The 19,639-nt window shown below is 40.9% G+C and carries 20 protein-coding genes and 3 pseudogenes; 10 read left to right on the top strand and 13 right to left on the bottom strand.

The features are described 5' to 3' along the window. Positions 1 to 52 precede the first annotated feature (52 nt). Both AB3219_RS02595 and AB3219_RS02590 read right to left on the bottom strand, forming a co-directional pair. Positions 53 to 580: an IS3 family transposase gene (locus tag AB3219_RS02595; RefSeq protein ID WP_367369273.1), complete on the bottom strand. Its 528-nt coding sequence runs from the start codon at positions 578 to 580 to the stop codon at positions 53 to 55. Positions 581 to 620: 40 nt separating this feature from the next. Next, positions 621 to 884, bottom strand: coding sequence for a transposase (locus AB3219_RS02590; RefSeq protein ID WP_367369272.1), 264 nt, complete (start codon positions 882 to 884; stop codon positions 621 to 623). A gap of 89 nt (positions 885 to 973) precedes the next feature. On the opposite strand from AB3219_RS02590, the gene AB3219_RS02585 reads away from it, so the two are divergent. Beyond that, complete coding sequence (locus tag AB3219_RS02585) at positions 974 to 1,123, top strand: hypothetical protein (RefSeq protein WP_260274882.1); 150 nt, start codon at positions 974 to 976, stop codon at positions 1,121 to 1,123. Positions 1,124 to 1,250: 127 nt separating this feature from the next. Here the strand turns inward: AB3219_RS02585 and nrdF are convergent, their stop codons facing one another. The 4 genes from nrdF to nrdI form a co-directional block, all read right to left on the bottom strand. Then, positions 1,251 to 2,201: a class 1b ribonucleoside-diphosphate reductase subunit beta gene (gene nrdF, locus AB3219_RS02580; RefSeq protein ID WP_260274883.1), complete on the bottom strand. Its 951-nt coding sequence runs from the start codon at positions 2,199 to 2,201 to the stop codon at positions 1,251 to 1,253. Between the two features lie 14 nt (positions 2,202 to 2,215). Beyond that, on the bottom strand, positions 2,216 to 3,142 hold the full coding sequence (locus AB3219_RS02575) for a ribonucleotide-diphosphate reductase subunit beta (protein ID WP_260365730.1): 927 nt from the start codon (positions 3,140 to 3,142) through the stop codon (positions 2,216 to 2,218). A 106-nt stretch (positions 3,143 to 3,248) separates the two neighbouring features. Then, entirely contained in the window at positions 3,249 to 5,396 is a 2,148-nt protein-coding gene (gene nrdE, locus AB3219_RS02570) for a class 1b ribonucleoside-diphosphate reductase subunit alpha (protein ID WP_367369452.1), read from the bottom strand. Positions 5,397 to 5,423: 27 nt separating this feature from the next. After that, complete coding sequence (nrdI, locus tag AB3219_RS02565; RefSeq protein ID WP_072533468.1) at positions 5,424 to 5,882, bottom strand: class Ib ribonucleoside-diphosphate reductase assembly flavoprotein NrdI; 459 nt, start codon at positions 5,880 to 5,882, stop codon at positions 5,424 to 5,426. Positions 5,883 to 6,240: 358 nt separating this feature from the next. Between nrdI and AB3219_RS02560 the strand changes: the two genes are divergently transcribed. Beyond that, complete coding sequence (locus AB3219_RS02560) at positions 6,241 to 6,765, top strand: hypothetical protein (RefSeq protein WP_211758715.1); 525 nt, start codon at positions 6,241 to 6,243, stop codon at positions 6,763 to 6,765. A gap of 24 nt (positions 6,766 to 6,789) precedes the next feature. After that, positions 6,790 to 7,593: a hypothetical protein gene (locus AB3219_RS02555; RefSeq protein WP_260365974.1), complete on the top strand. Its 804-nt coding sequence runs from the start codon at positions 6,790 to 6,792 to the stop codon at positions 7,591 to 7,593. Here AB3219_RS02555 and AB3219_RS02550 read toward each other — a convergent pair. Further along, positions 7,590 to 8,958, bottom strand: a pseudogene (locus AB3219_RS02550) (ISLre2 family transposase). The gene AB3219_RS02555 and the pseudogene AB3219_RS02550 sit on opposite strands and share 4 nt — an antisense overlap. A gap of 669 nt (positions 8,959 to 9,627) precedes the next feature. On the opposite strand from AB3219_RS02550, the gene AB3219_RS02545 reads away from it, so the two are divergent. From AB3219_RS02545 to AB3219_RS02525, 5 genes are all read left to right on the top strand, one after another. Further along, complete coding sequence (locus tag AB3219_RS02545) at positions 9,628 to 10,164, top strand: helix-turn-helix domain-containing protein (protein ID WP_057785073.1); 537 nt, start codon at positions 9,628 to 9,630, stop codon at positions 10,162 to 10,164. Beyond that, positions 10,101 to 11,042: an IS3 family transposase gene (locus AB3219_RS02540; RefSeq protein ID WP_308704609.1), complete on the top strand. Its 942-nt coding sequence runs from the start codon at positions 10,101 to 10,103 to the stop codon at positions 11,040 to 11,042. Before AB3219_RS02545 ends, AB3219_RS02540 begins: the two co-directional genes overlap by 64 nt. Before the next feature lie 47 nt (positions 11,043 to 11,089). After that, a complete protein-coding gene (locus tag AB3219_RS02535) occupies positions 11,090 to 11,926 on the top strand; it encodes a GIY-YIG nuclease family protein (RefSeq protein ID WP_367369271.1) in 837 nt (278 codons plus the stop codon). 240 nt (positions 11,927 to 12,166) lie between these two features. Further along, the gene (locus tag AB3219_RS02530) at positions 12,167 to 12,364 is read left to right on the top strand and encodes a hypothetical protein (RefSeq protein WP_041816190.1); all 198 of its coding nucleotides are present in this window, start codon (positions 12,167 to 12,169) and stop codon (positions 12,362 to 12,364) included. A 732-nt stretch (positions 12,365 to 13,096) separates the two neighbouring features. Beyond that, a complete protein-coding gene (locus tag AB3219_RS02525; RefSeq protein ID WP_011373852.1) occupies positions 13,097 to 14,017 on the top strand; it encodes an IS30-like element ISLsa1 family transposase in 921 nt (306 codons plus the stop codon). Positions 14,018 to 14,060: 43 nt separating this feature from the next. Here the strand turns inward: AB3219_RS02525 and AB3219_RS02520 are convergent, their stop codons facing one another. From AB3219_RS02520 to thiW, 5 genes and pseudogenes are all read right to left on the bottom strand, one after another. After that, positions 14,061 to 14,744: an ABC transporter ATP-binding protein gene (locus AB3219_RS02520; protein ID WP_021742060.1), complete on the bottom strand. Its 684-nt coding sequence runs from the start codon at positions 14,742 to 14,744 to the stop codon at positions 14,061 to 14,063. An 11-nt stretch (positions 14,745 to 14,755) separates the two neighbouring features. Next, positions 14,756 to 15,814 (bottom strand): ABC transporter permease, encoded by a 1,059-nt coding sequence (locus AB3219_RS02515; protein ID WP_216753829.1) that lies wholly within the window; start codon positions 15,812 to 15,814, stop codon positions 14,756 to 14,758. A 3-nt stretch (positions 15,815 to 15,817) separates the two neighbouring features. Beyond that, positions 15,818 to 16,339: a TetR/AcrR family transcriptional regulator gene (locus tag AB3219_RS02510; RefSeq protein ID WP_260365759.1), complete on the bottom strand. Its 522-nt coding sequence runs from the start codon at positions 16,337 to 16,339 to the stop codon at positions 15,818 to 15,820. 139 nt (positions 16,340 to 16,478) lie between these two features. Next, positions 16,479 to 17,371: pseudogene (locus AB3219_RS02505) on the bottom strand (MFS transporter). Positions 17,372 to 17,507: 136 nt separating this feature from the next. Continuing rightward, a complete protein-coding gene (gene thiW, locus AB3219_RS02500; RefSeq protein ID WP_141374043.1) occupies positions 17,508 to 18,002 on the bottom strand; it encodes an energy coupling factor transporter S component ThiW in 495 nt (164 codons plus the stop codon). Between the two features lie 121 nt (positions 18,003 to 18,123). Here thiW and AB3219_RS02495 point away from each other — a divergent pair. Further along, positions 18,124 to 18,216: pseudogene (locus tag AB3219_RS02495) on the top strand (IS30 family transposase); the annotation flags it as partial. A 207-nt stretch (positions 18,217 to 18,423) separates the two neighbouring features. Then, positions 18,424 to 18,993 carry a recombinase family protein gene (locus tag AB3219_RS02490; protein WP_024855672.1) on the top strand — a complete coding sequence of 190 codons (570 nt, stop codon included), beginning with the start codon at positions 18,424 to 18,426 and terminating at the stop codon, positions 18,991 to 18,993. A gap of 102 nt (positions 18,994 to 19,095) precedes the next feature. On the opposite strand, the gene AB3219_RS02485 is transcribed toward AB3219_RS02490, so the two are convergent. Next, positions 19,096 to 19,527, bottom strand: coding sequence for a hypothetical protein (locus AB3219_RS02485; protein ID WP_253953520.1), 432 nt, complete (start codon positions 19,525 to 19,527; stop codon positions 19,096 to 19,098). Between the last annotated feature and the right edge of the window lie 112 nt (positions 19,528 to 19,639).

Genomic DNA, 19,639 nt, shown 5'->3' with positions numbered 1-19,639 from the left:
CGTTGGTTGTAATCATCGCTGGTGTACTGTGATCCTAAGTCTGTGTGGATAATCAGCTCCCCAGTAATAGTTCGATTTTAACCGCGCTTTCCAGGGTCTTTAAGACTAAATCAATATCCATCTTCTTTGAGAATGAATAGCCGATAATTCGTCTTGAGTGCAGGTCCATGATGGTTGATAAGTAACACCAGCCATTACGCTTCGTTTGAATATAGGTCATATCAGCGGTCCATTTTTGATTTAAACCAGTGGTCGAGAAATCCTGCTTAAGCAAGTTGGGCCGCTGTTCAACCTTGGTTTTGGAAGCCGAAGCCGCTTTCCATTTATTGACGGTAATGGAGTGGATATCCAGTTCCTTCATGAGCCGGGAAATCCGTCTTGGGCTGCACCGACGCTGCAGTGGTTGAAGTTCCAGATTCAATTCATGGTGGATCTTCATAACGCCGTATCGCTGCTTGAATTCCGCAAAGATCCGCAGAATCCGTTGTTTTAAGTCCTCATCTTCGGCCCGGCGTTTTGAAGGCTTTGGGGATCGATAACGATAATACTGAGCTCTGGAAACACCGAGGATTCGGCACATCTTAGTTACCTGGTGGTTATGGCTTTCTTGGTGAATGTAATCAAAAATATTGGTTACTTCTGCGCAAGGAAGCCCAGGGCTTTTTTAGGATTTCGTTCTCCTCAGACAGGGAAGCCAGCCGCTTTTCCATCGCTTTAATTTCGTCTGGCGATTTACCGGATTGAGTTTTGGCTTGGCCCTGGATCCACTTATGAACGGTTGAATAGCCAATGCCATATTCTCTGGCCAGTTGGGCAGCTGATTCGCCTTGCTTATATAGGTTGATAATGTTTTGTTTGAATTCTTTGTCGTAATGAGTTGGCATGTAAAAATTCCTTCCTTTTGAGAGACGATTTATTCATTATACCCTCTCTTAAAAGTTGTCTCAGGAATCAGCTTACATCCAAGTTAAAATTGCGCTGGATTGATCGACATGCTAAACCAGTTACCTATAAAGAATTAGTGGCCTTGGTCGAAGAAGGCATCAACTATTTTAATCAACTAGATCGTTCACCAGCAAGAAACGACCTCACCCCAGCGGAATACTGGAATGAGGCCGTTTAAGCAAAGCAAAACTTATATTATTTCAAATGACAACTTGACAGGGACTAGTACAACTCAGGGGGCTTTACTTTAATATTTCCTGTAGATATTAGCCTTTTTTTATTTTAATTATGCCTAGAAGCCTATGTTAGAAGTCATAGTCGCCGCTACTCATAGCTTCAGCATTACCCATTAGATAGCCAGCACCAACTTGTGAAAAGAAATCATGATTGGCCGTTTCGGTTGAAATTCCGTTCATTACGATTGGGTTGATATCTTTAATCTCAGCATTGGGGAAGCGGGATTCAAAGCCCATATTTTGGAGCGCCTTGTTGGCGTTGTAGTGAACGAATTGTTTAACGTCTGCCGCTAACCCAATCGGCGCGTAAACTTCTTCGGTGAACGCAAACTCGTTCTCAAGGAGATCGTCGAGCAACTCATCCATCCACTTTTTGAATGTTTTTTGTTCAGTCGCCGATAGCTCGTTATATCCCAATTGAAATTTGTAGCCGAGGTAGGTACCATGAACAGATTCATCGCGGATCACCAGTTTGATAACTTCAGAAAGATTTGCCAGCTTATTGTTACCACGGTACCAAAGTGGGGTAAAAAAGTTGGTGTAGTACAAAATTCCTTCAAGAAAGACGCTTGCAACTTTCTTTTCAAGGTTGTTTCCCGTTTGATAAATATCATTGATCCGTTTGGCTTTGTATTGCATTCTGGGATTATTGTTCATCCATTTGAACACTTCGTCAACAGTGGCTTGATCGTTCAAAGATGTCAAAATAGTGCCGTAGCTTTTGGCATGAATTGACTCCATCATCAAAAAGTCATTGAGGACTGCTGCTTCTTTTCGTGTCCGAACGTCGGGCCGCATCACGTCGACTCCTTCTTCAGATTGGAGTGTGTCCAGCAAGGCTAATCCACCCACAACCCGATTGATAACCGATTTTTCGGTGCCAGAGAGTGTCCGCCAGTCCCGTAAATCATTAGAAACAGGTACTCGCGTATCCAGCCAGTATTGTGCCGTTGCTTTATCCCATACATATTCGTCAAGTTCGTCTTCGATAATGTCCCAATTAATTGTTTTATAGCTCATTAGTTGAATACTCCTTAAAAGTCGTAGTCGTCATCGGTCATTTTTTCAGTGTCCGATTCATTGTTTGCAGCCGTTACCTGTTGCAAAAATTGATTTTGGTCAATCATCAGTTCTTTGAGTTGCGCCACTAGTGAAGACGGTTGAACTTCGTAGACAGCGTTAAAGCCAAGTGACATTAATGCATGATTGGCACCATAGGAGGCCAGATTGATGGCTTCGGTGGCATCGTCAAGGTTAGCTTCTAAGAAGTCTTTTTCAGTTTGCATGAGTTGATCAAACTGTGTATTAATCCAATACTGCAGTTCGGTTTGATCACTTACAGTGAGTTCTTCAAATCTGAGGCGAAATTTGTAACCAATATAAGCACTAAAAAGGGCGCTACCGCGGAGAATATTAGCCAACATTTGGTAAGTATTGACGAGAGCCTGTGTTTGAAGTATTGTCCAGTATTTACCAAACGAGAGCCCAGTTTCAGTCAGAATAAAAAGGGCTTTTTTTTGTAAAGCCGTGCCATTGGTGCTCGTTTGAGCGAGTTGGTCAATTTCAGCTTGCAGATTGGCATTGTCATCTGCCCAAGTAAAACTTTCACCGCCGTTACCCGGAATCAGAGCCCGGAAAATGGTCGTACAGCTTTTGGCATGGACTGATTTCATAAAGGTAATGGTGTTTAATACGGATTCTTCTTGTTGAGTTCGCCGATCGTGGCGAATAGCAGGGGTGCCAACTTCTGATTGGTAGACGGCTAACATTGATGTACCTGCCAACATACGAGTAATGGCCTGTTGTTGAGTATCTGATAGCTGTTGCCAAGCCGTTTGATCATTCGTGATGGGAATCCGAATGTCCAACCAAAAGTTAGTGGTGAGTCGTTCCCACATGTATTTATCGAAATTATCTTTAATATCATCCCAGTTAATTGCTTTGTAGTATAAATAGTCCATCGTTATTTGTTCGTCTCCTTAATTAGGATTCATGGGTATATGGGTCTTGTGACCCAATAACGTATGCCGGTGTGTTAAACGGACGGTAAGACCCCAAGTGAATTTCCTAGATCATGCATGATTCACATTCATTTGCCGTTTTAATTTCATCGTCTTCTGTAAACGTTCGAATGTAATAAAGTGACTTAATGCCTTTTGTCCAGGCGTAATTCCGTAACCGGTTAAGGTCTCGGGTTGTCATCTTTAAATTGTTATTGTCCTTCCACTCGTAAAGGTCAGGTTTCAAAACTGAACGCATAAATAGTGTCAGACTCATGCCTTGATCAATGTGCTTTTGAGCTACGGCATAGGTGTCAATAATTTTTCGTTGATCAATATCATATGCGGGTGTGTAGTAAGGCAAAGTTTCGTTAGACAGGTAAGGTGCTGGATAGAAGATTGAGCCTACCTTATTTTCCTGACGTTGTTCTACTAATTGTGTGATTGGATGAAGTGATGCACTTGTTTCATTGACGTATGAAATTGACCCGTTCGGTGCCACAGCGAGTCTATTACGATGATAAAGGCCGCCAGTAATCACAGCTTGCTTGAGTGCCTTCCAATCTGTAACAGATGGTAATTTAATATTTTTGAAGATTTTTGCAACTTTGGTACTCTTAAATTTAAAGTCTGCGTTCAAGTATTGATCGAAGTAACTGCCATTAGCGTACTTTGATTGGTCAAATTTAGCGAAGGTTTCGTGGCGTTCACGGGCAATTCGATTGCTCGTAACGAGTGAATAGTAGTTTAAAGCTAGGAAGTAGGCATCAGTAAATTCAAGGGCCTCTGGTGAGCCATACTCAATTTGGTGGCGTGCAAGGGCAGTATGCAGACCCATAGCCCCTAATCCAATCGTGTGGTAAAGTTCGTTACCATGTTTAACAGTCGGTACTTCCTTAACGTCGGTTGTGTCAGTTACGAGGGTGAGCGCACGAACAGCAACCTCAACTGAGTGACCGAAGTCCGGCGAGTCAATCATATTCATGATATTAGTTGATCCGAGATTACATGAAATATCGGTACCAATTGTCTTGTACGATAGGTCATCATCAAGTTTTGACGGTTCTTGAGGCTGTAAGATCTCACTACAAAGGTTACTCATAATAATTTTGCCATCGACAGGGTTAGTTTGGTTGGCCGTATCAATGTTCAAGATGTAAGGATAACCAGATTCTTGTTGGAGTTGAGAAATCTTTTGTTCTAGTTTCCGCGCGTTAAAAACTGACTTCTTAATATTGGGGTTAGCGACCATGTTGTTATATTCTTTGGTGATATCGATGTAAGCAAATGGCGTACGATATTCACGTTCGACATCATAGGGACTAAAAAGATACATTGGTTCGTTAGTCTTGAGTAATTCATAATACTTATCAGGAACAATCAAACCGAGGGACAAGGTCTTCACCCGAATTTTTTCGTCCGCATTTTCCTTTTTGGTATCCAGAAAATGTAAGATGTCAGGATGGAAGACGTTGAGATAAACCACTCCGGCGCCGTTCCGTTGCCCAAGTTGGTTACTGTAGCTAAATGAGTCTTCAAGTAACTTCATCACTGGTACAACGCCAGACGAGGTGTTGGAAATCTGCTTAATAGGATCACCTGAGGCGCGCAAGTTTGACAGGTTAACGCCGACGCCCCCACCGATTCGAGATAGTTGAAGGGCAGAATTAACGCCGCGTCCAATTGAGAGCATGGAGTCGGCCACATCGATTAAAAAACATGATACCATTTCACCGCGCCGTTTTTTACCCGCGTTGAGAAACGTGGGGGTGGCAGGCTGATAACGTTGTGAAATCAATTCATCGGCAATGTCATTGGCAAGTTGTTCATCACCATTAGCGAGATAGAGGGCATTGAAGACGACGCGATCGACAAAGTCTTCCAAAAATTGCTGGCCATCATTAGTTTTCATGGCATATTGTGTGTAGAACTTGTAGGCACCGAGAAAGCTGCGAAAACGAAAGTGATGGTCTCTCATTTGGTCGAACAAGGACTGCACAAACTTGTGAGAGTATTGTTCCAGGATACTTGGATCGATATAATCTTTGTCAACCAAGTAATTTAACTTGGCATTTAACGAATCAAATTGCTTGGTCTTCGGTTTAACTGTCTCTTCGAAATAAGCCTTTAGGGCTTCTTGATCATAATGTAGCGGAATTTCTCCGTTGCTTGGGATATTTACGAGGTTATTTAAGTAAAAATAGGTATTTTCCATTTCTGGGGTGCTAGTTACCATTAGGGATTACTCCTTCGTTGTTTGAAAACAAAATTGATTGCGATAGGTTAAGATGGCATCGGCAATGCGAGGAATGTCGTGTGCGGTGCCACGTAGCTCAAAATCGGTAATGTAAGGAAAATCGAAGCGTTTAGCATATTGTTTAGCCGTGAGTGCAAACTGCTTATTAAAATTACGATTACCGCTACCGATAATACCGTAGCAATGCTGGTAATTGCCTTCGTACGCGAGGTAATCTCCCAAAATAGTGGTTAATATTTCAGTATAACCGTCATTAACCCCATTACCACCTTTAAGAAAGGCTGGTAGGAAGGTAACAAACGGCTGGTCAAGAGTGGTGAATTCAGGGTGTTCTTTAACATTAATTGAACTAACCCGAACATGACGTTCTTTCTCAAAGTATGTTGTCAGTCTGCTAATAAAATATTTCGTGTTGCCGCTCAAACTGATGTAGAGAATATTTATGGTTTCCGTAACTAATCATCGCCCTTTTTCTATATATAGTGGTTAGGCGATCATTATAGCACTATATGTGGTGTCCGTGCAAATTGGTGGACGATCTGATTGATCTACAAATTGTGTTGAATATAAAGATTCATGCGAGGTGGCTAAAATGGGCCCACCGTTGGTATTTTAAGCTGCACTAAGAGACGATAAACGGGACTTTTAATGAATGGAAGCAAGCTCCCAGGACCCAGCTCACAGTTTGCACCAAAGGCCTTGTTATCAATTGAGAAGAGCACACTGTACGGTTCATGATCAAAAAATATTTTGATTATGTGGTAGATTGTAAATAGCTCAAAAATATTGGAGGAATTTAGTCTTGCAAGAAGAAAAGAAGGAAGAAGCGACACCAAAAAAGTCACATAAGTTCATTATCATTATTATTTTATTGCTTGCAATCTGGGGACTTTACAAGCACGTCACTAAATTGCCAGATGGCAGTATGGATACGGATACAATCTGGGAACACAACGCTAAAATTATGGATAGCTTTATATTTGCATATGGCGTCGCACACCCACTTGTAATGTCAACTAACGATAAGGTAGTTTATTTATATACAAACACACGTACCAAGAGATATGTCTTTCCTATCAAAGACTTAAAGACACATAAGACCCATTTCTGCTATCTTGAATCAGTCGACAATGCACCAAATAAGTCAATGTATGCTATTGATATAAGCAACAAAAACTGGTGCAGACAAGTGGTAGATAAAGTGGCAAAAGTAAAGGGACACAACCCCGCTCAGTGGCAAGAAAAGATGTCAATCAATTATTATTCTGAGAATGTTTCTAACTTAGACACCTATTATCACAATAACGTTGACAACGATGATGAATAAATAGCCAGATTGGAGTTATACAAGATGAAAAAGTCATTAATATTAAGTGCAACTATGCTAACCTTGTTACTTAGCGGATGTACTACTAATAGTAGCAGTCAAAAGGAATCTAGCTCTAAAACCAGCACACGCACTGTTAAGACCAGTTACTTTCAGAATTTATCAAATAGCGCCAAAAGAAATGTTAAATTTACTTTTAAGCTAAATCAAGATGACACCGAGGACAATACGGCAGACCCTGTCTATGTTGTGTCTGCTACCATTAAGAATAGCACGAATAAGAACATCAAATTTGACCAGTCTAAATTCATTTGTGTCCTGCCATCAAATAAAATTATATCTGATAAAACAGGCACTCTAACAATCAAGGCCGGTGAGACAAATAGTATCAACCAGCTATTTCAAAAAATGCCCGAACAGGGTACTTTAGGTGATAGCTACATTGAGTACCTGAACTCTGACAATAAGTTGGCCTATACTAAATTTACACATAACATTGCCAGTTCAAATAATTTGACTGAACAAAAATTAATTACTCAAAATAAGGACACAACGGCAAACTCTACTAATGATGACATGGATTCTTCTTCTCAGTCTACAACTAGTTCTACAGCCTTAACTGAGTCCCAAGCCAAGGAGATTCTAAGAAACTGGGCTAAATCTCGAGGCAATGGGGATGATAATTTTGGAGGTACATCACTAGATGACTTGAACGCAAGTGAAGGCGACAATGGTTCTTGGAGCTTTGTCAACGATGACGGACTTTCGTATGTGTCAAGTTTTCCTAGGTACCTTATAATCAACCAAATATTTATACATAATTCTTAGTTTGAAAATATTTTTGCTATTGCTCCGATGGGGCTACTTGTTGGGGCATCAACTGGTATTTTACCTGCAAGAACGCCAATATGCTTAGAATGGTGCTTGCTGCTCAGCTGGGCTGAACTCAACGTCTTCAATGGTTCCGTCGCTATCTCAATCCTTATCTCTTGTAACTTTCTTAAACCACCACGTAAGTATTTATTCAGCTTACCGTTTACCCGAGCTTCAATTAATTTCAACATAGCTTCAAGGCCTTTTTCGGACCATACTTTACCTTGCTTTTTCATCCGATACGTATACGCTCTGTGTGAGCTTTCAATGGATCCTAATTTGCCGATCTTCATGAAGCCACGATCGTGTGGAGACTTTATAAACTGCCAATTTCTTGCCAAATATTGCCTTAGGGTTCTTAGGCTCTCAAGCTCCTTATCAGTTTTAATTTGCGACTCAAACGTATCTAAAATAACGTTTAACTGATTCTGATCATACAAGCTAACGCTCTTAACGGCCTTTTTCAACCAATGGATTAAATAAACCAAAGGTTTGTTTAATCTTTTTGACAAAGTGATACCGATCGATAGTAAATTCAACTCTTTGAGCACTCGGAACTATTTCTCGCATACTTTCCGGATTATACCCTGGGCCACCATCACTTGCTGTAAACACGGTCATTTCACTGATTCTATAATACTTCTCAATGTAGTCAGTTACTCGTTTTTGAACCTTTTTTTGATTGATACCAACGAATTCAACTTTGTTTGATCTTGTTCCATCTAAACCTGATTCAAAAACAATGTAATGGTGGACGTCCTGTCTTCGTCGATTAATTTTGTGTATCTCAAAGGCATCGCCTTCAACCACTAAGTTCTCAACTTTTCGTCTCTTAACTATTTTCTTTTCGGACGATTTTTCTTCTGTCTTCACGGTATCTGCCATGTCTCTGATAATTCGGTCTACTGACCAAGCACTAATATCCGTCTGACTGGCCAGATTGATCATCGCTGCCGTATTTCTCATCGTTGTCGTTTGCCTAATTTTGGCAACGACACTTTTAAAATAAGGTGAAATTCTTTTTCTTTCTTCCAACTGAAGCTGTTCATCCAACGGGAAGTAATAGCTTCCATTTGGTCGAAGATAACATCTTCTTTCAAAATTAACGGCCCCAAACATAAACTCAATTGTTCTAGCCTGTCGATTAATGAATGTATTTTCCGCCGGAATTGATGGAACGAGCGTTTCATCTAATTGCCTCAGATATTCAGCTACAACCAGCTGGAATGACTTCCTAAGATGAAGAATTACCTGCTCCTCTAAATCAAATAAACTGTCTAAATTTCCCAATGATTCAATAAAATCTGCTAAAATATACATGAAAGACCTGTATCCTTTCCTTTAATCTTCGTCGATTAAAAGGCTACAGGTCTTTTTCTATATATTCAACTCAAAATGAATATTCCTAGAATTTTATTGACCATCTAGGAAAACCTTACACTAACCATTCAATTGCTTCTCGCGGACCATTCTAGGGGACAAGCTAGAGTATAAATATTAAGGGGACACGTTTGCCAGTGCGACGTCAATAAGTCTGGCTATACCACAACAAGGTTATCTGTACGGCTGGGTGGTGAATGGTGAGCGCGACCATTAACGGCGCGGGTGGTAAAACGAAGCTTCGGCTTGGTGCCATTGATTAGTTGGTGATCGAACAAACATAAATACGTATCGTCAACGCCTACTAGGGCGTTTTTTAGTAGGTTAAACCGAAAACGTAGGTTTATAATGAGTGGTGGTAGCAATACCGCAATTGTACAGACAAGCGACGGGCGTTAACGACCGACGAACTAAGGGGAAACTTTTAGTAGTAGAATTGTACTCTGGTTCAGTTATTCCAAATAGCTGATTCCAGGGAACAATTCTGCGCTCAAAACGTCACTCCCTCTAAACTAAATGGAAAACCATAACCCGTCAACATTAAATTCATAATGGTTAAAGTGAACCCCCAAGGTTGGACAGAAAAATCCAATTTTGGGGGTTTCATTTATGAGTAAATTTAATTTCGATTTTAAAGTTAAGATTGTCACCGAGTATTTAAGTGGTCAGGCAGCTTATTCACTAGCGAGAAAGTATGGGATTGGCAGCAAGGCTACCGTTTCAATTTGGATTCAGCGATTTGAAAGATTTGGTATTAAAGGACTTCAGCCAAAAGCCATGGACTTAGAATACACTAGTCAGTTTAAAGTTGATGTATTAAACTGGAGGAAACAAAATCAGGCCTCACTTCCAGTAACCGCCTTACACTTTAATTTATCCTCGCCAAGTACAATTTGGCAATGGGAAAAGCGATTTGAGACATTAGGAATTAAAGGGCTTGAGCGAAAGCGAGGCAACTCGAAAAATATGGCAAAACACAAGAATGAGAACGCTAAACCAGTTGTCCAAAAGGACAACTCAACAACAAAAGATACTTTAAAGCAACTCCAAAAAGAGAATCAAATGTTGAAGATTGAGAATGAATACTTAAAAAAATTAGAAGCCTTAGCTCGGAAAAAATCAGCACAAAGGAAATCTCGAAAATAGCGACTGAGTTGAGGCAAATATTCCAAGTATCAATTAAATTGATTCTCAAAGTAATTAAAATACCGCGTAGCACGTATTACTACACTCGAAATCATGAAGGTCGAAAATTCAATGACGATCAAGTTATTCAAGCAATTGATGAAATTCGACAACAAGATTTAAAATACACAAAGAAGTACGGGTACCGTCGAATTACAAGTGCTCTGCATGATTTAGGATTTCAGATAAATCACAAGCGGGTTTTACGTATTATGCAAGAACATGCCTGGATATGTCATGCCTTTAATCGCCAAACTCGTAAATATAACTCGTATAAAGGATTAGTTGGTAGGATTGCCCCTAATCGGTTAAAGCGTCGCTTTAAGACCGACAGACCCTATCAAAAACTTGTAGCAGACGTCAGTGAATTTCGATATGGATCTATGGGAACAAATGAACGCGTTTATTTGGAACCGGTACTAGATTTATTCTCTGGAGAAATTTTAGCATTTAATATAAGTGAACATCCAACAGTTGAATTCGCCATTAAACCGCTCAAAGAAGCTTTAGAAGGACTTCCGGCACTAAATTATCGGACAACAGTTCATACTGACCAAGGCTTTCAGTATCAACATCGCCAATGGCGAACGCTCTTGAAAGAACATCATGCATTCCAAAGTATGTCTCGTAAAGCGACTTGCCTTGATAATGCAGTAATGGAGTCATTCTTTCATATTATGAAAGCAGAAATGATGGATGAACATTTTGAAGATAAAACTAGCCTAATTCAAGCAATGAAAGATTGGATAGACTTCTATAACAACCGTCGTATCAAAACAAAATTAAACGGCAAGCCCCCGGTAAAATACCGAGAACTCGCCGTTCAAAAAGCAGCTTAACAATTTGTCCAATTTTAAGGGTTCACTTCAGGTTAGGAGTTTTTTTGTTGAGTACACATGCTATTTATTTAAATGATTTGTTAGGTTTGTCTAACCTAGAAAATGTAAAAATTAAGTTTAATCAATGGAATACCGAAGAAGATCCAATAGACGTGTTTCAAGCGAATCCTGAGCTGATTAATAATCAATGGTTATTTTGGAGAAATCAGAAACGTTATTTTAATGTTAATGATGTTGCAATTAATTTGGTTAGAGTAAAGGGAGATATTTATCTTCTGACAACAGTTAAATTAGTTACGGAAGAGTTAGGTGTAATTCATGGAATAAATTATGCTGGAAAGGAATTAAAACGGTATCGTCCATTATATGGAAGGGTTTTAATTAAATATCATAAAGATTTCCAAGCTTCAGTTATTAACGCGGAAAGTAAACTTGAAAAATTGGTTGTTTCTCAAGTTTTACCAGATGTATATAAGAATGATGGTTTTCCAGGTTATGATAGTGTATGCCTTTCATATCAGCAGTTAAAGTTGGTATTAGAAAAAGATAAAAGTGAGTGGATTACCGCTCTTTCAAATCAAAAAGCGGTATATTTAATTCGTGATGTATCTAATGGAAAGCTATATGTTGGTTCTGCAACTAGTAAAAACGGCATGCTTTTAGATAGATGGAGAAGCTACATTAGTAATGGTCACGGTGGGAATAAGTGCCTTCAGGAGCTTATTAAAGAAGCTGGATTTGAATATGTGAAAAAGAATTTTCAATATTCAATATTAGAAAATTATAATTCAAGAGTGGATGATTCATTTATTTTGCGTCGTGAGTCTTGGTGGAAGAAAGTGTTTGATTCCAGAAATAAAAAATTTGGATACAATGAAAATTAGAATAATTTTCATTGGTTTATACACTGATTATAGGTAAAGGTATAGCCGTTTGAATGGCTAACTTCACAAAGTGGATTTTCTGATTTTTCGGGCGATTTTCACCTATACCAATCCCACACCGGCAATTTTCACAAAGGCCAAATAACGGATCGTTGTTTTATCAGGGCATGAAGGGTTTACTTGGGATAAGCCATCTTATGTAAAGTAAGAATCGGTATAGCTAATAGATGAGGTGATCACATGATTAATTGGGTTAATATTGCAGTTTTAATTCCATTCTTAATTTTAATTGGGGTTATTTGTCTAGTTGTGGGGTTCTGGCATGATTTTAAAGACTTAACGGTCATTCAAAAAACCGGTATTATCTTGTGTGTAATTGGATACATCGTTCCGGTTGTGTTAAACCAGGTAGTGAGAATTTTCCACTTAAAGGGTTAGTACTTGTTGTTATACAAAAAAGCCATCTAAGAAGTTATTATGAGGGTATCTTCTTGGATGGCTATAATTTTTGGAATCCCAATGGAATTAGGAACGGAAATAAGCGTAACATACGTTGGATTAATCAACAATAACAAATGATATTGTGTTTTTTCAAATTCTGTTGATAGTTAAGTGGCGTGCTAGGTGGTAATGTGATGGTAAATGTTATTAAATTCGTATTTGGCTTCATAATTGATGCTATATCTTTTTCAATTCCGGACCTGCTTTTTGGACTTCCTAGAGTAAAACTACAGAAAAAATTGCGATCAAGGCGAAAAAGCTTGGCTTATCTGCTGCTGATTTAAATAAGCTTGCTAATAAATTGCCATATACGATTATTGAGAAAAAGGGCGGTTTCGAATTTTTTAACTGTACATATTTGGACTTAAAGCGGTTGTGGCATGCCTTGAAGACAAAATATGATAAATGAAAAGCACCAAAGAAGTCGAATGAGGTTAACTTCCTTAGTGCTTTCATATACGTGTCACCACTCTAAGTGACATGCAGAAGGGAATCAGCGTTGGCGTACTGGTTCCTTTTTCTATGAAGTTTATAGTAACATAGTCTAAATCGAAAGTCACACTTTACCAATGGCAAATTCTATAATTAATCCGAACAGAAATTAAAAAGCCCAAAGCAATCACTTACAATGGTAGTAGCTAATTCCAACCAATATAGGGAGTGATTACTTTGGGTACATCTACTTTATCACGTTTTCAACGTGGCGCACTAGCACAACTGGTCAATGAGGGGAATAAATCTTACCAAGTAATGGCTGACGCCTTAGGCGTCGCCAAAGCTACGATTAGCTATGAGTTGGACCGGGTTAAACCTTATGATCCAGAATTAGCTCAGCAAGATGCAGATCGCAAAAGGCGGAATTGCGGTCGTCGTTCGATGCTGACGGCAGCATTAGCGACTTTAATTACCAATCACTTACGATTAACCTGGTCACCAGAAACCATTGCGGCCGCTTATAACTTGAGCACTGCGTCAATTTATAATTGGCTTAATCGTGGCTGGCTCCCCTTCAAATTGACTGATCTACCCAATCGGAATGTCCGCCAGCACCGAGTGAGCGAAAATCGTGGGAAATTTACAAGTGGGACTTCCATCGAACAACGGCCAACAACTGTTAATCAACGGTTAGCTTTTGGTCATTGGGAAGTAGATACGGTGCTTTCTAGTCGAAGTGAGTCACGATCATGTCTGGTTACATTCGTAGAACGTAAGACCCGACTTCTATGGGCCATCAAAGCCCCTAATAGAACGGCTAAGGCTCTAAACACCGCCTTTGGCAAGTTTATGGGGGCCTTCGGTCCCCAAGTAAAATCCATTACTGTTGATCATGGTAAAGAGTTTGCCAATTATCAGGCCTTAGAACAGGATTATCAGATCAAAGTTTATTTTTGCCATCCATATTCACCATGGGAGCGAGGTTCCAATGAATATTTTAATAGACGGTTACGCTGGTTCTTCCCGAAAAAGACCAATTTTAGCCAAGTAACGACTGATGAGATCCTAGCAGCACTTGAACTAATTAATCAACGACCATTAAAAATACATCATCAACAGACTGCCATTGAAAGATTCCGGGCTTGTTCGGATTAAACTTGTAATTTGCCATTTTATAAATTTTTTTGTAATGCGCCATCTAATCCTCTGCTTGATCCAAAGCCAACTTTCCATCCATTAATTGATACGTTTTGTCAGCGAAGTCGCGTAGACGAATATCATGGGTCACAATCACGACTGCCTTGTGATGCTGCTTGGCTAGATTCCGAAAGAGTTGACCGACCACTTTGACTCGATCACTATCCAAAGCAGCGGTCGGTTCATCGGCCAATATGATATCAGGATTTTGATATAGTGCCCGAGCAATTGCCACTCGCTGCGTTTGACCTCCGGAGAGTTCGTTGGGGTACCGGTTGACTAGCTTAGAAATCCCCAGTTGGTCAAGTAGATCTGTCAGTTGATCGTGCTTTAAATTACCTTGCGCCTTCACGCGATCGACCAGCGTAAATTGGTCTTGAACCGTTAGGTAAGGGACCAGGTTATAAGCTTGTAGAATAAAGCCCACTTTGTTCAGACGGAAAGCATCGCGCTTTTTCGGTGATAGCTGATTCATGGCCTGATCTTGAACCAGTACATCCCCAGTAGTCGGCGTCTGAATTCCTCCGGCAATCGTTAGAAAGGTACTCTTACCCGACCCAGACGGTCCGATGACTAGGCTGACCTCACCGGCCGTTGCTTGAAAATTCACATCTTTTAGAACAGTTACTTCACTCGTATCGTGACCAAATTTTTTCGTCACATGCGTTAAAGTTAATGCTGGCATATTCAATCCTCCTATCCAATGACCTGAACGGGGTCAACTTTTAGAATCACTCTGACCGGAATCAAGGCACCAACGACACCCGTCAGGATAATTCCGGCTGTCACGCCACTGAGTAGCGGTACGTTAAAGCTCAACGGAACACCAAACGGTAAAATGACAACCGTCGCAGCGGTTAAGGCGGCCCCAATGAGCAGGCCTGAAATCACTAGCACGAGCGCCTGACTAACCGTTGTCGTCACTAATACCCGGGCCGGAATACCTTGTGCGCGGAGCACCCCATAGTTTGGTAACTTTTGCATGGTCAAGATATATAAGAAGACCGCAATAACAACCATTGAGATCACTAATAGAAAGGCAATCATGAAGGTAAAGGTCGTTGTCTGTGCTGAATATCCCGGTAATTTATTGATAAATTGACTCATTTTTAAGGTCTTCAAACCACTAGTCTTCGCTTGATAATTAGCGCGATTCGACACCACACCACCAGCTTGAAAATGATCCGTTAGGTTACTCAACGTTCGCCATGTCCCTAATGTGCCATAGATGACCGGCGCCACGCTGAGCTTAGCATCCTTGGTGAAACCGACAATTGTATACTTGCCACCATCTGTGTTCAAGGTAACCTTGTCACCCAGCCGATACCCTTTATCCTTAAAACTACTATCGACCATAATCTGGTTTGCGCGCGTTGGCTTGTGACCAGAACTGGCCTTGAGTTGCTTATAAATGAATTCATCACGGTTAATACCAACAAATTGCGACGAAATTTTCGCTTGACCCTTAGCTTTGGCTACCACACCAGCTTGGCCAATATAAGCTTCATGGCTAGTTAATTTAAGTTGATTAGCCGTTTTCTTGCTAATCAACGATTGCGCCAGACTCTCATTGGCATCGCTATTCAAAGCAATCTTTTCAGCGTTCCACGTCGAAATGGCCTGCGTGTTTTGTTGCGCTAGTCCGTATGCCAAACCACTCAACACAAAAACCAGATAACTCACGAGTACCACCATCGCCACAATTAACCCATAACGCAATTTTTCATGGCGGATTTCTCTAAGTGCTAAAAACATTGGTCATTCCTCCTGACTTGCTAATAAGTTTAACGCCTGCTGGAGACGTTTCAAGATAACTGCTTGGGCGGTTGGCTGCTGCATCACTTCTTTAATGGCAGCATGACTCAACGTCATTGCTGCCCAATCCACTGCTGATAAATCCACCGATACTGGCAACGGCGGTACCAGGCTTTCATTTTCAGCATAGTGCCGTTGAATTAATTGGTAGTATTGTTGGCTATTCGTGACGTGCTCCACAAATGCAGCCACAGCATCATAATAACGTTGCGCTTGGAATTGACCCGCGTCGACGGGACCAAAGCCCGCGTGAATATCGGCTAAGGCCGTATGAAACAAAAATTGGTAAGCATCCGTTAAATCCGCAAAGTATTTATAAAAAGCACCACGGGCAATTCCTGCCGTCTTAATAATTCTAGCCACTTGAGCATCCGCTAGACTGTGCGCTGAAAACTCCGTGAATAACGCCGCCGTCACCCGCGAGCGTTTCGCGGCTGGTAAATTGGTAAATGTCGTCGTTGGCACGTTTAATCAGTCCTTCCCTCAGCCTCAAGTGACACGATGTCACCTGAGATTGATATGAGTATAGCATCTCGAGTGACACCGTGTCAACTTAAAGGCAAAAAAATAGTTACCTGGATGGTAACTGCCTTTAACGACGCCATTATCCGTTAGTAACTGTCAATTTTTCAGGATCGCCGATGCGTAAATGTCCGATGAATGCCAGTACCAAGAAGACCAGCGCAACACCACAAACACCCGTCCAACCAGCCTGACCCCAAGCCCAAGTCGCTGCTAAGGTGCCGAATGACCCACCTAGAAAGTAACTAAACATAAACACAGAGTTGTTCCGGCTACTTTGCTGCCGAAATGATACTGAGCAGCTAAGTAAAAGGCCAATGTCGACCAAAGAACATTTGACATGCCAAAAAGACAAAACCCATTAAGTGCCGCTCCTTGCAAGGGCTTTTGCGTCACTAACAACTTGGGCAAGGTTCGAATAACGGTGCCATAGTTGAGGGCCCGATGTCCCCGTTGATCACGAGGAAGGCGCCAGTGAACGATGACTAAGAAGAATAAATCGATTACCGCTGCCACGAGGTAAATGTTCTGCCAAGGAATTAAACTTCCCAATAGACCACTGAAGGAACGGGATAGCAGAATGCCGGTCAGTAACCCGCTGAGAACCACGCCCAATACTTTCCCCCGTTGGAGCGCCGGTGCTAGATAACCAGCGTATGGAATAATGATCTGTGGCGCCACCGAAGTAACACCAACCAGTGTCGTCGCAATACCAAATACCGTGACTGTCGGTGCCCAGTAGGCCAATAGTAGAGACAAGATAGATAGCCCCATCATAAATTGAATGAGGTGATATCGATCAAAGATATCGCCCAAAGGAACAATCAATAAGAGGCCAAAGGCATAGCCCAGCTGGGTCAACATCGCCAACAAACCAACGATTGCCTTAGATACTCTAAAGTCTGTGGCAACTAGGTTCTCAATTGGTTGAATAAAATTCAAATTCGCTACAATGACCCCAGTTACAGTGGCCATCAATAAAAGCGTTCTAACGTTACTTGTCTTGTCACTGAAAAAACCTCCTAGCTAAAGTTTAAAGCTTTTAGCTGGAAATGAAAATGACGATTATAGTTAGACATGGAGATTTCCTAAAATTATGGCTATCGTTTTTTCATTTACGTTGCTGCGGCACAATAATACGTGACCACAAGGCTCTCAGCACCCCATATCCCACAATGACGCCCACTAACGCACTCATAAAGAAACTGGGGAGAAATAACCAGACAGCTCCAGTGGTTCCCAGTAGCCACGCCGCTAGCGGATAAGCTGCTAGTGCGCCCAAAATACCAGATCCCAATAGTTCACCGACCGCTCCTAGCCACAAGTGGCCTGATTTTTGAAACAGATAGCCACTCAACACGGCCCCAATCATGCTTCCCGGAAAAGCCAGGATCGTCCCCGTTCCTAAAACATTCCGCAGAACCGACGTCAAAAATGCTTGCGCTAATGCCCACCACGGCCCTAGTAAGACACCGGTCACTAGATTCAATAAATGTTGCATCGGCGCCACTTTAGCCACACCTAAATTAAAAGAAAATAAACTGCCGCCAATCGTGCCTAATGCCACGAGTACAGCTGTCAGTACCATGGGGTAACTTCGCTTCATCATCAGTTAAGGTCCCTTCGTTGGTGCTTTTTCATCTACTATATGATGGGGCCGCCTTAATCACAACTCATGATAACCTGTACCTCTTAAGGCACCACTGTCTAAGTCGCTTAATTATCATCTTTTCCAAATTAACCAGCGACCGCTTAAAATACTCGACTGGCAAACACCGTATCAGGTTATGCTGACAAATTTGTCCAAAAATTCGGATTAAATTTGCAATCTACCTTGAGAGACGATTTATTCATTATACGCTCTCTAAAAGTTGTCTCAGAAATCAGCTTACATCCATAATGATTAAAATGTTTAGATAGAACAAGCCAGGTCACAACTTAACAGTTGTGGCCTCTTTTTTGATACTGTATAATTAAAGGGTTAGAACCGTGTCATTACTTAATGACATAAGTAAGGAGATAAAAAGATGAAATATGGCTATGCGCGGGTCAGTACCACTGATCAAAAATTAGCAAATCAAATTGAGTTACTAAAATTGGCAGGAGCAGAAAAAATCTTTCAAGAAAAGTTTACCGGCACAACTACCGAACGGCCGGAGTTTCAAAAACTGTTGCGCGTTCTAAAAACAGGCGATACTTTGATTGTCACTAAGTTGGATCGGTTTGCGCGGAACACACGCGAGGCCTTAGCCATTATCCAAGAGTTGTTTAAAGAAAATGTCAAAGTTAACATTTTGAATATGGGCTTAATTGACAATACGCCGACTGGCCAACTAGTCTTTACAATATTTAGCGCCTTTGCGCAGTTTGAACGCGATATGATTGTCACGCGCACACAAGAAGGTAAAGTGTATGCCAAGCAACATGATCCGTTGTTTCGGGAAGGGCGACCGAAAACGTATTCTGAGGAACAAATCAGATTTGCCTACGAGTTACGAAAACAAGGCATGACCTATAAAATGATTGAACGAAAGACGGGGATTAGTAAACGCACGCAACAGCGACGATTTAAATTAGTTAAAAACAATATATTTTAAAACTGTTTACACCATACCAAAAGGGGCTTCGAATACGAGGCCCCTTTTAGATTTAGCTAGTAATCCGTATTAAAGTTAATGGCTAGCCCCCAGTTCAACTTTTTAATGGCTTACGATCTGTCGATTCTTAGTATGCTTAATTTTTCTCAAAGCTGTCGTTAAAGCTTCTTTTTGTGCCAATTGTTTGAGACCTACTAACAATTTTTTCTGACCCTGGCTTATTTTCTGATTACCCAAATTAATTTTTTGAGAAGCTACTGATAGTTTAGATATAGCGGTATTTTGATTTTCTAACTTGGTTAAGGTAAGTGCTAGTTGCTGGTTGCCCGCTTTTAAGTTGTCAGTAGCTAGTGCTAACTTTTTCTGGGCTTGGTAGACCTGGTGAAGATCGGTTCCCTTTTGGGGCTGTGGTAAATCAACTTGAGATTTGGCCGCTTGTTTAAGGGCACGTCTTAGGTTCGTCTGTTTGTTTTTAGTTGTTAATTTGGCTGATCCAGTAGTGGAAAATAGGCTGTTCAATTGTTGATGAGCCACTTTATTTACAATCTACCGTATAAACGCATTCTCGTGCATTGTTTGCTGATACGTGTATATAGTTGTCAAATACGTGCTATGATTGTGTATGTCCTAAATGGACACAAGCAAC

Source organism: Pediococcus ethanolidurans (assembly GCF_964062635.1).
GTDB classification, from domain to species: domain Bacteria; phylum Bacillota; class Bacilli; order Lactobacillales; family Lactobacillaceae; genus Pediococcus; species Pediococcus ethanolidurans.
The sequence above is the reverse complement of the archived record's forward strand: the minus strand, read 5'-3'. Positions and strand labels throughout refer to the sequence as shown.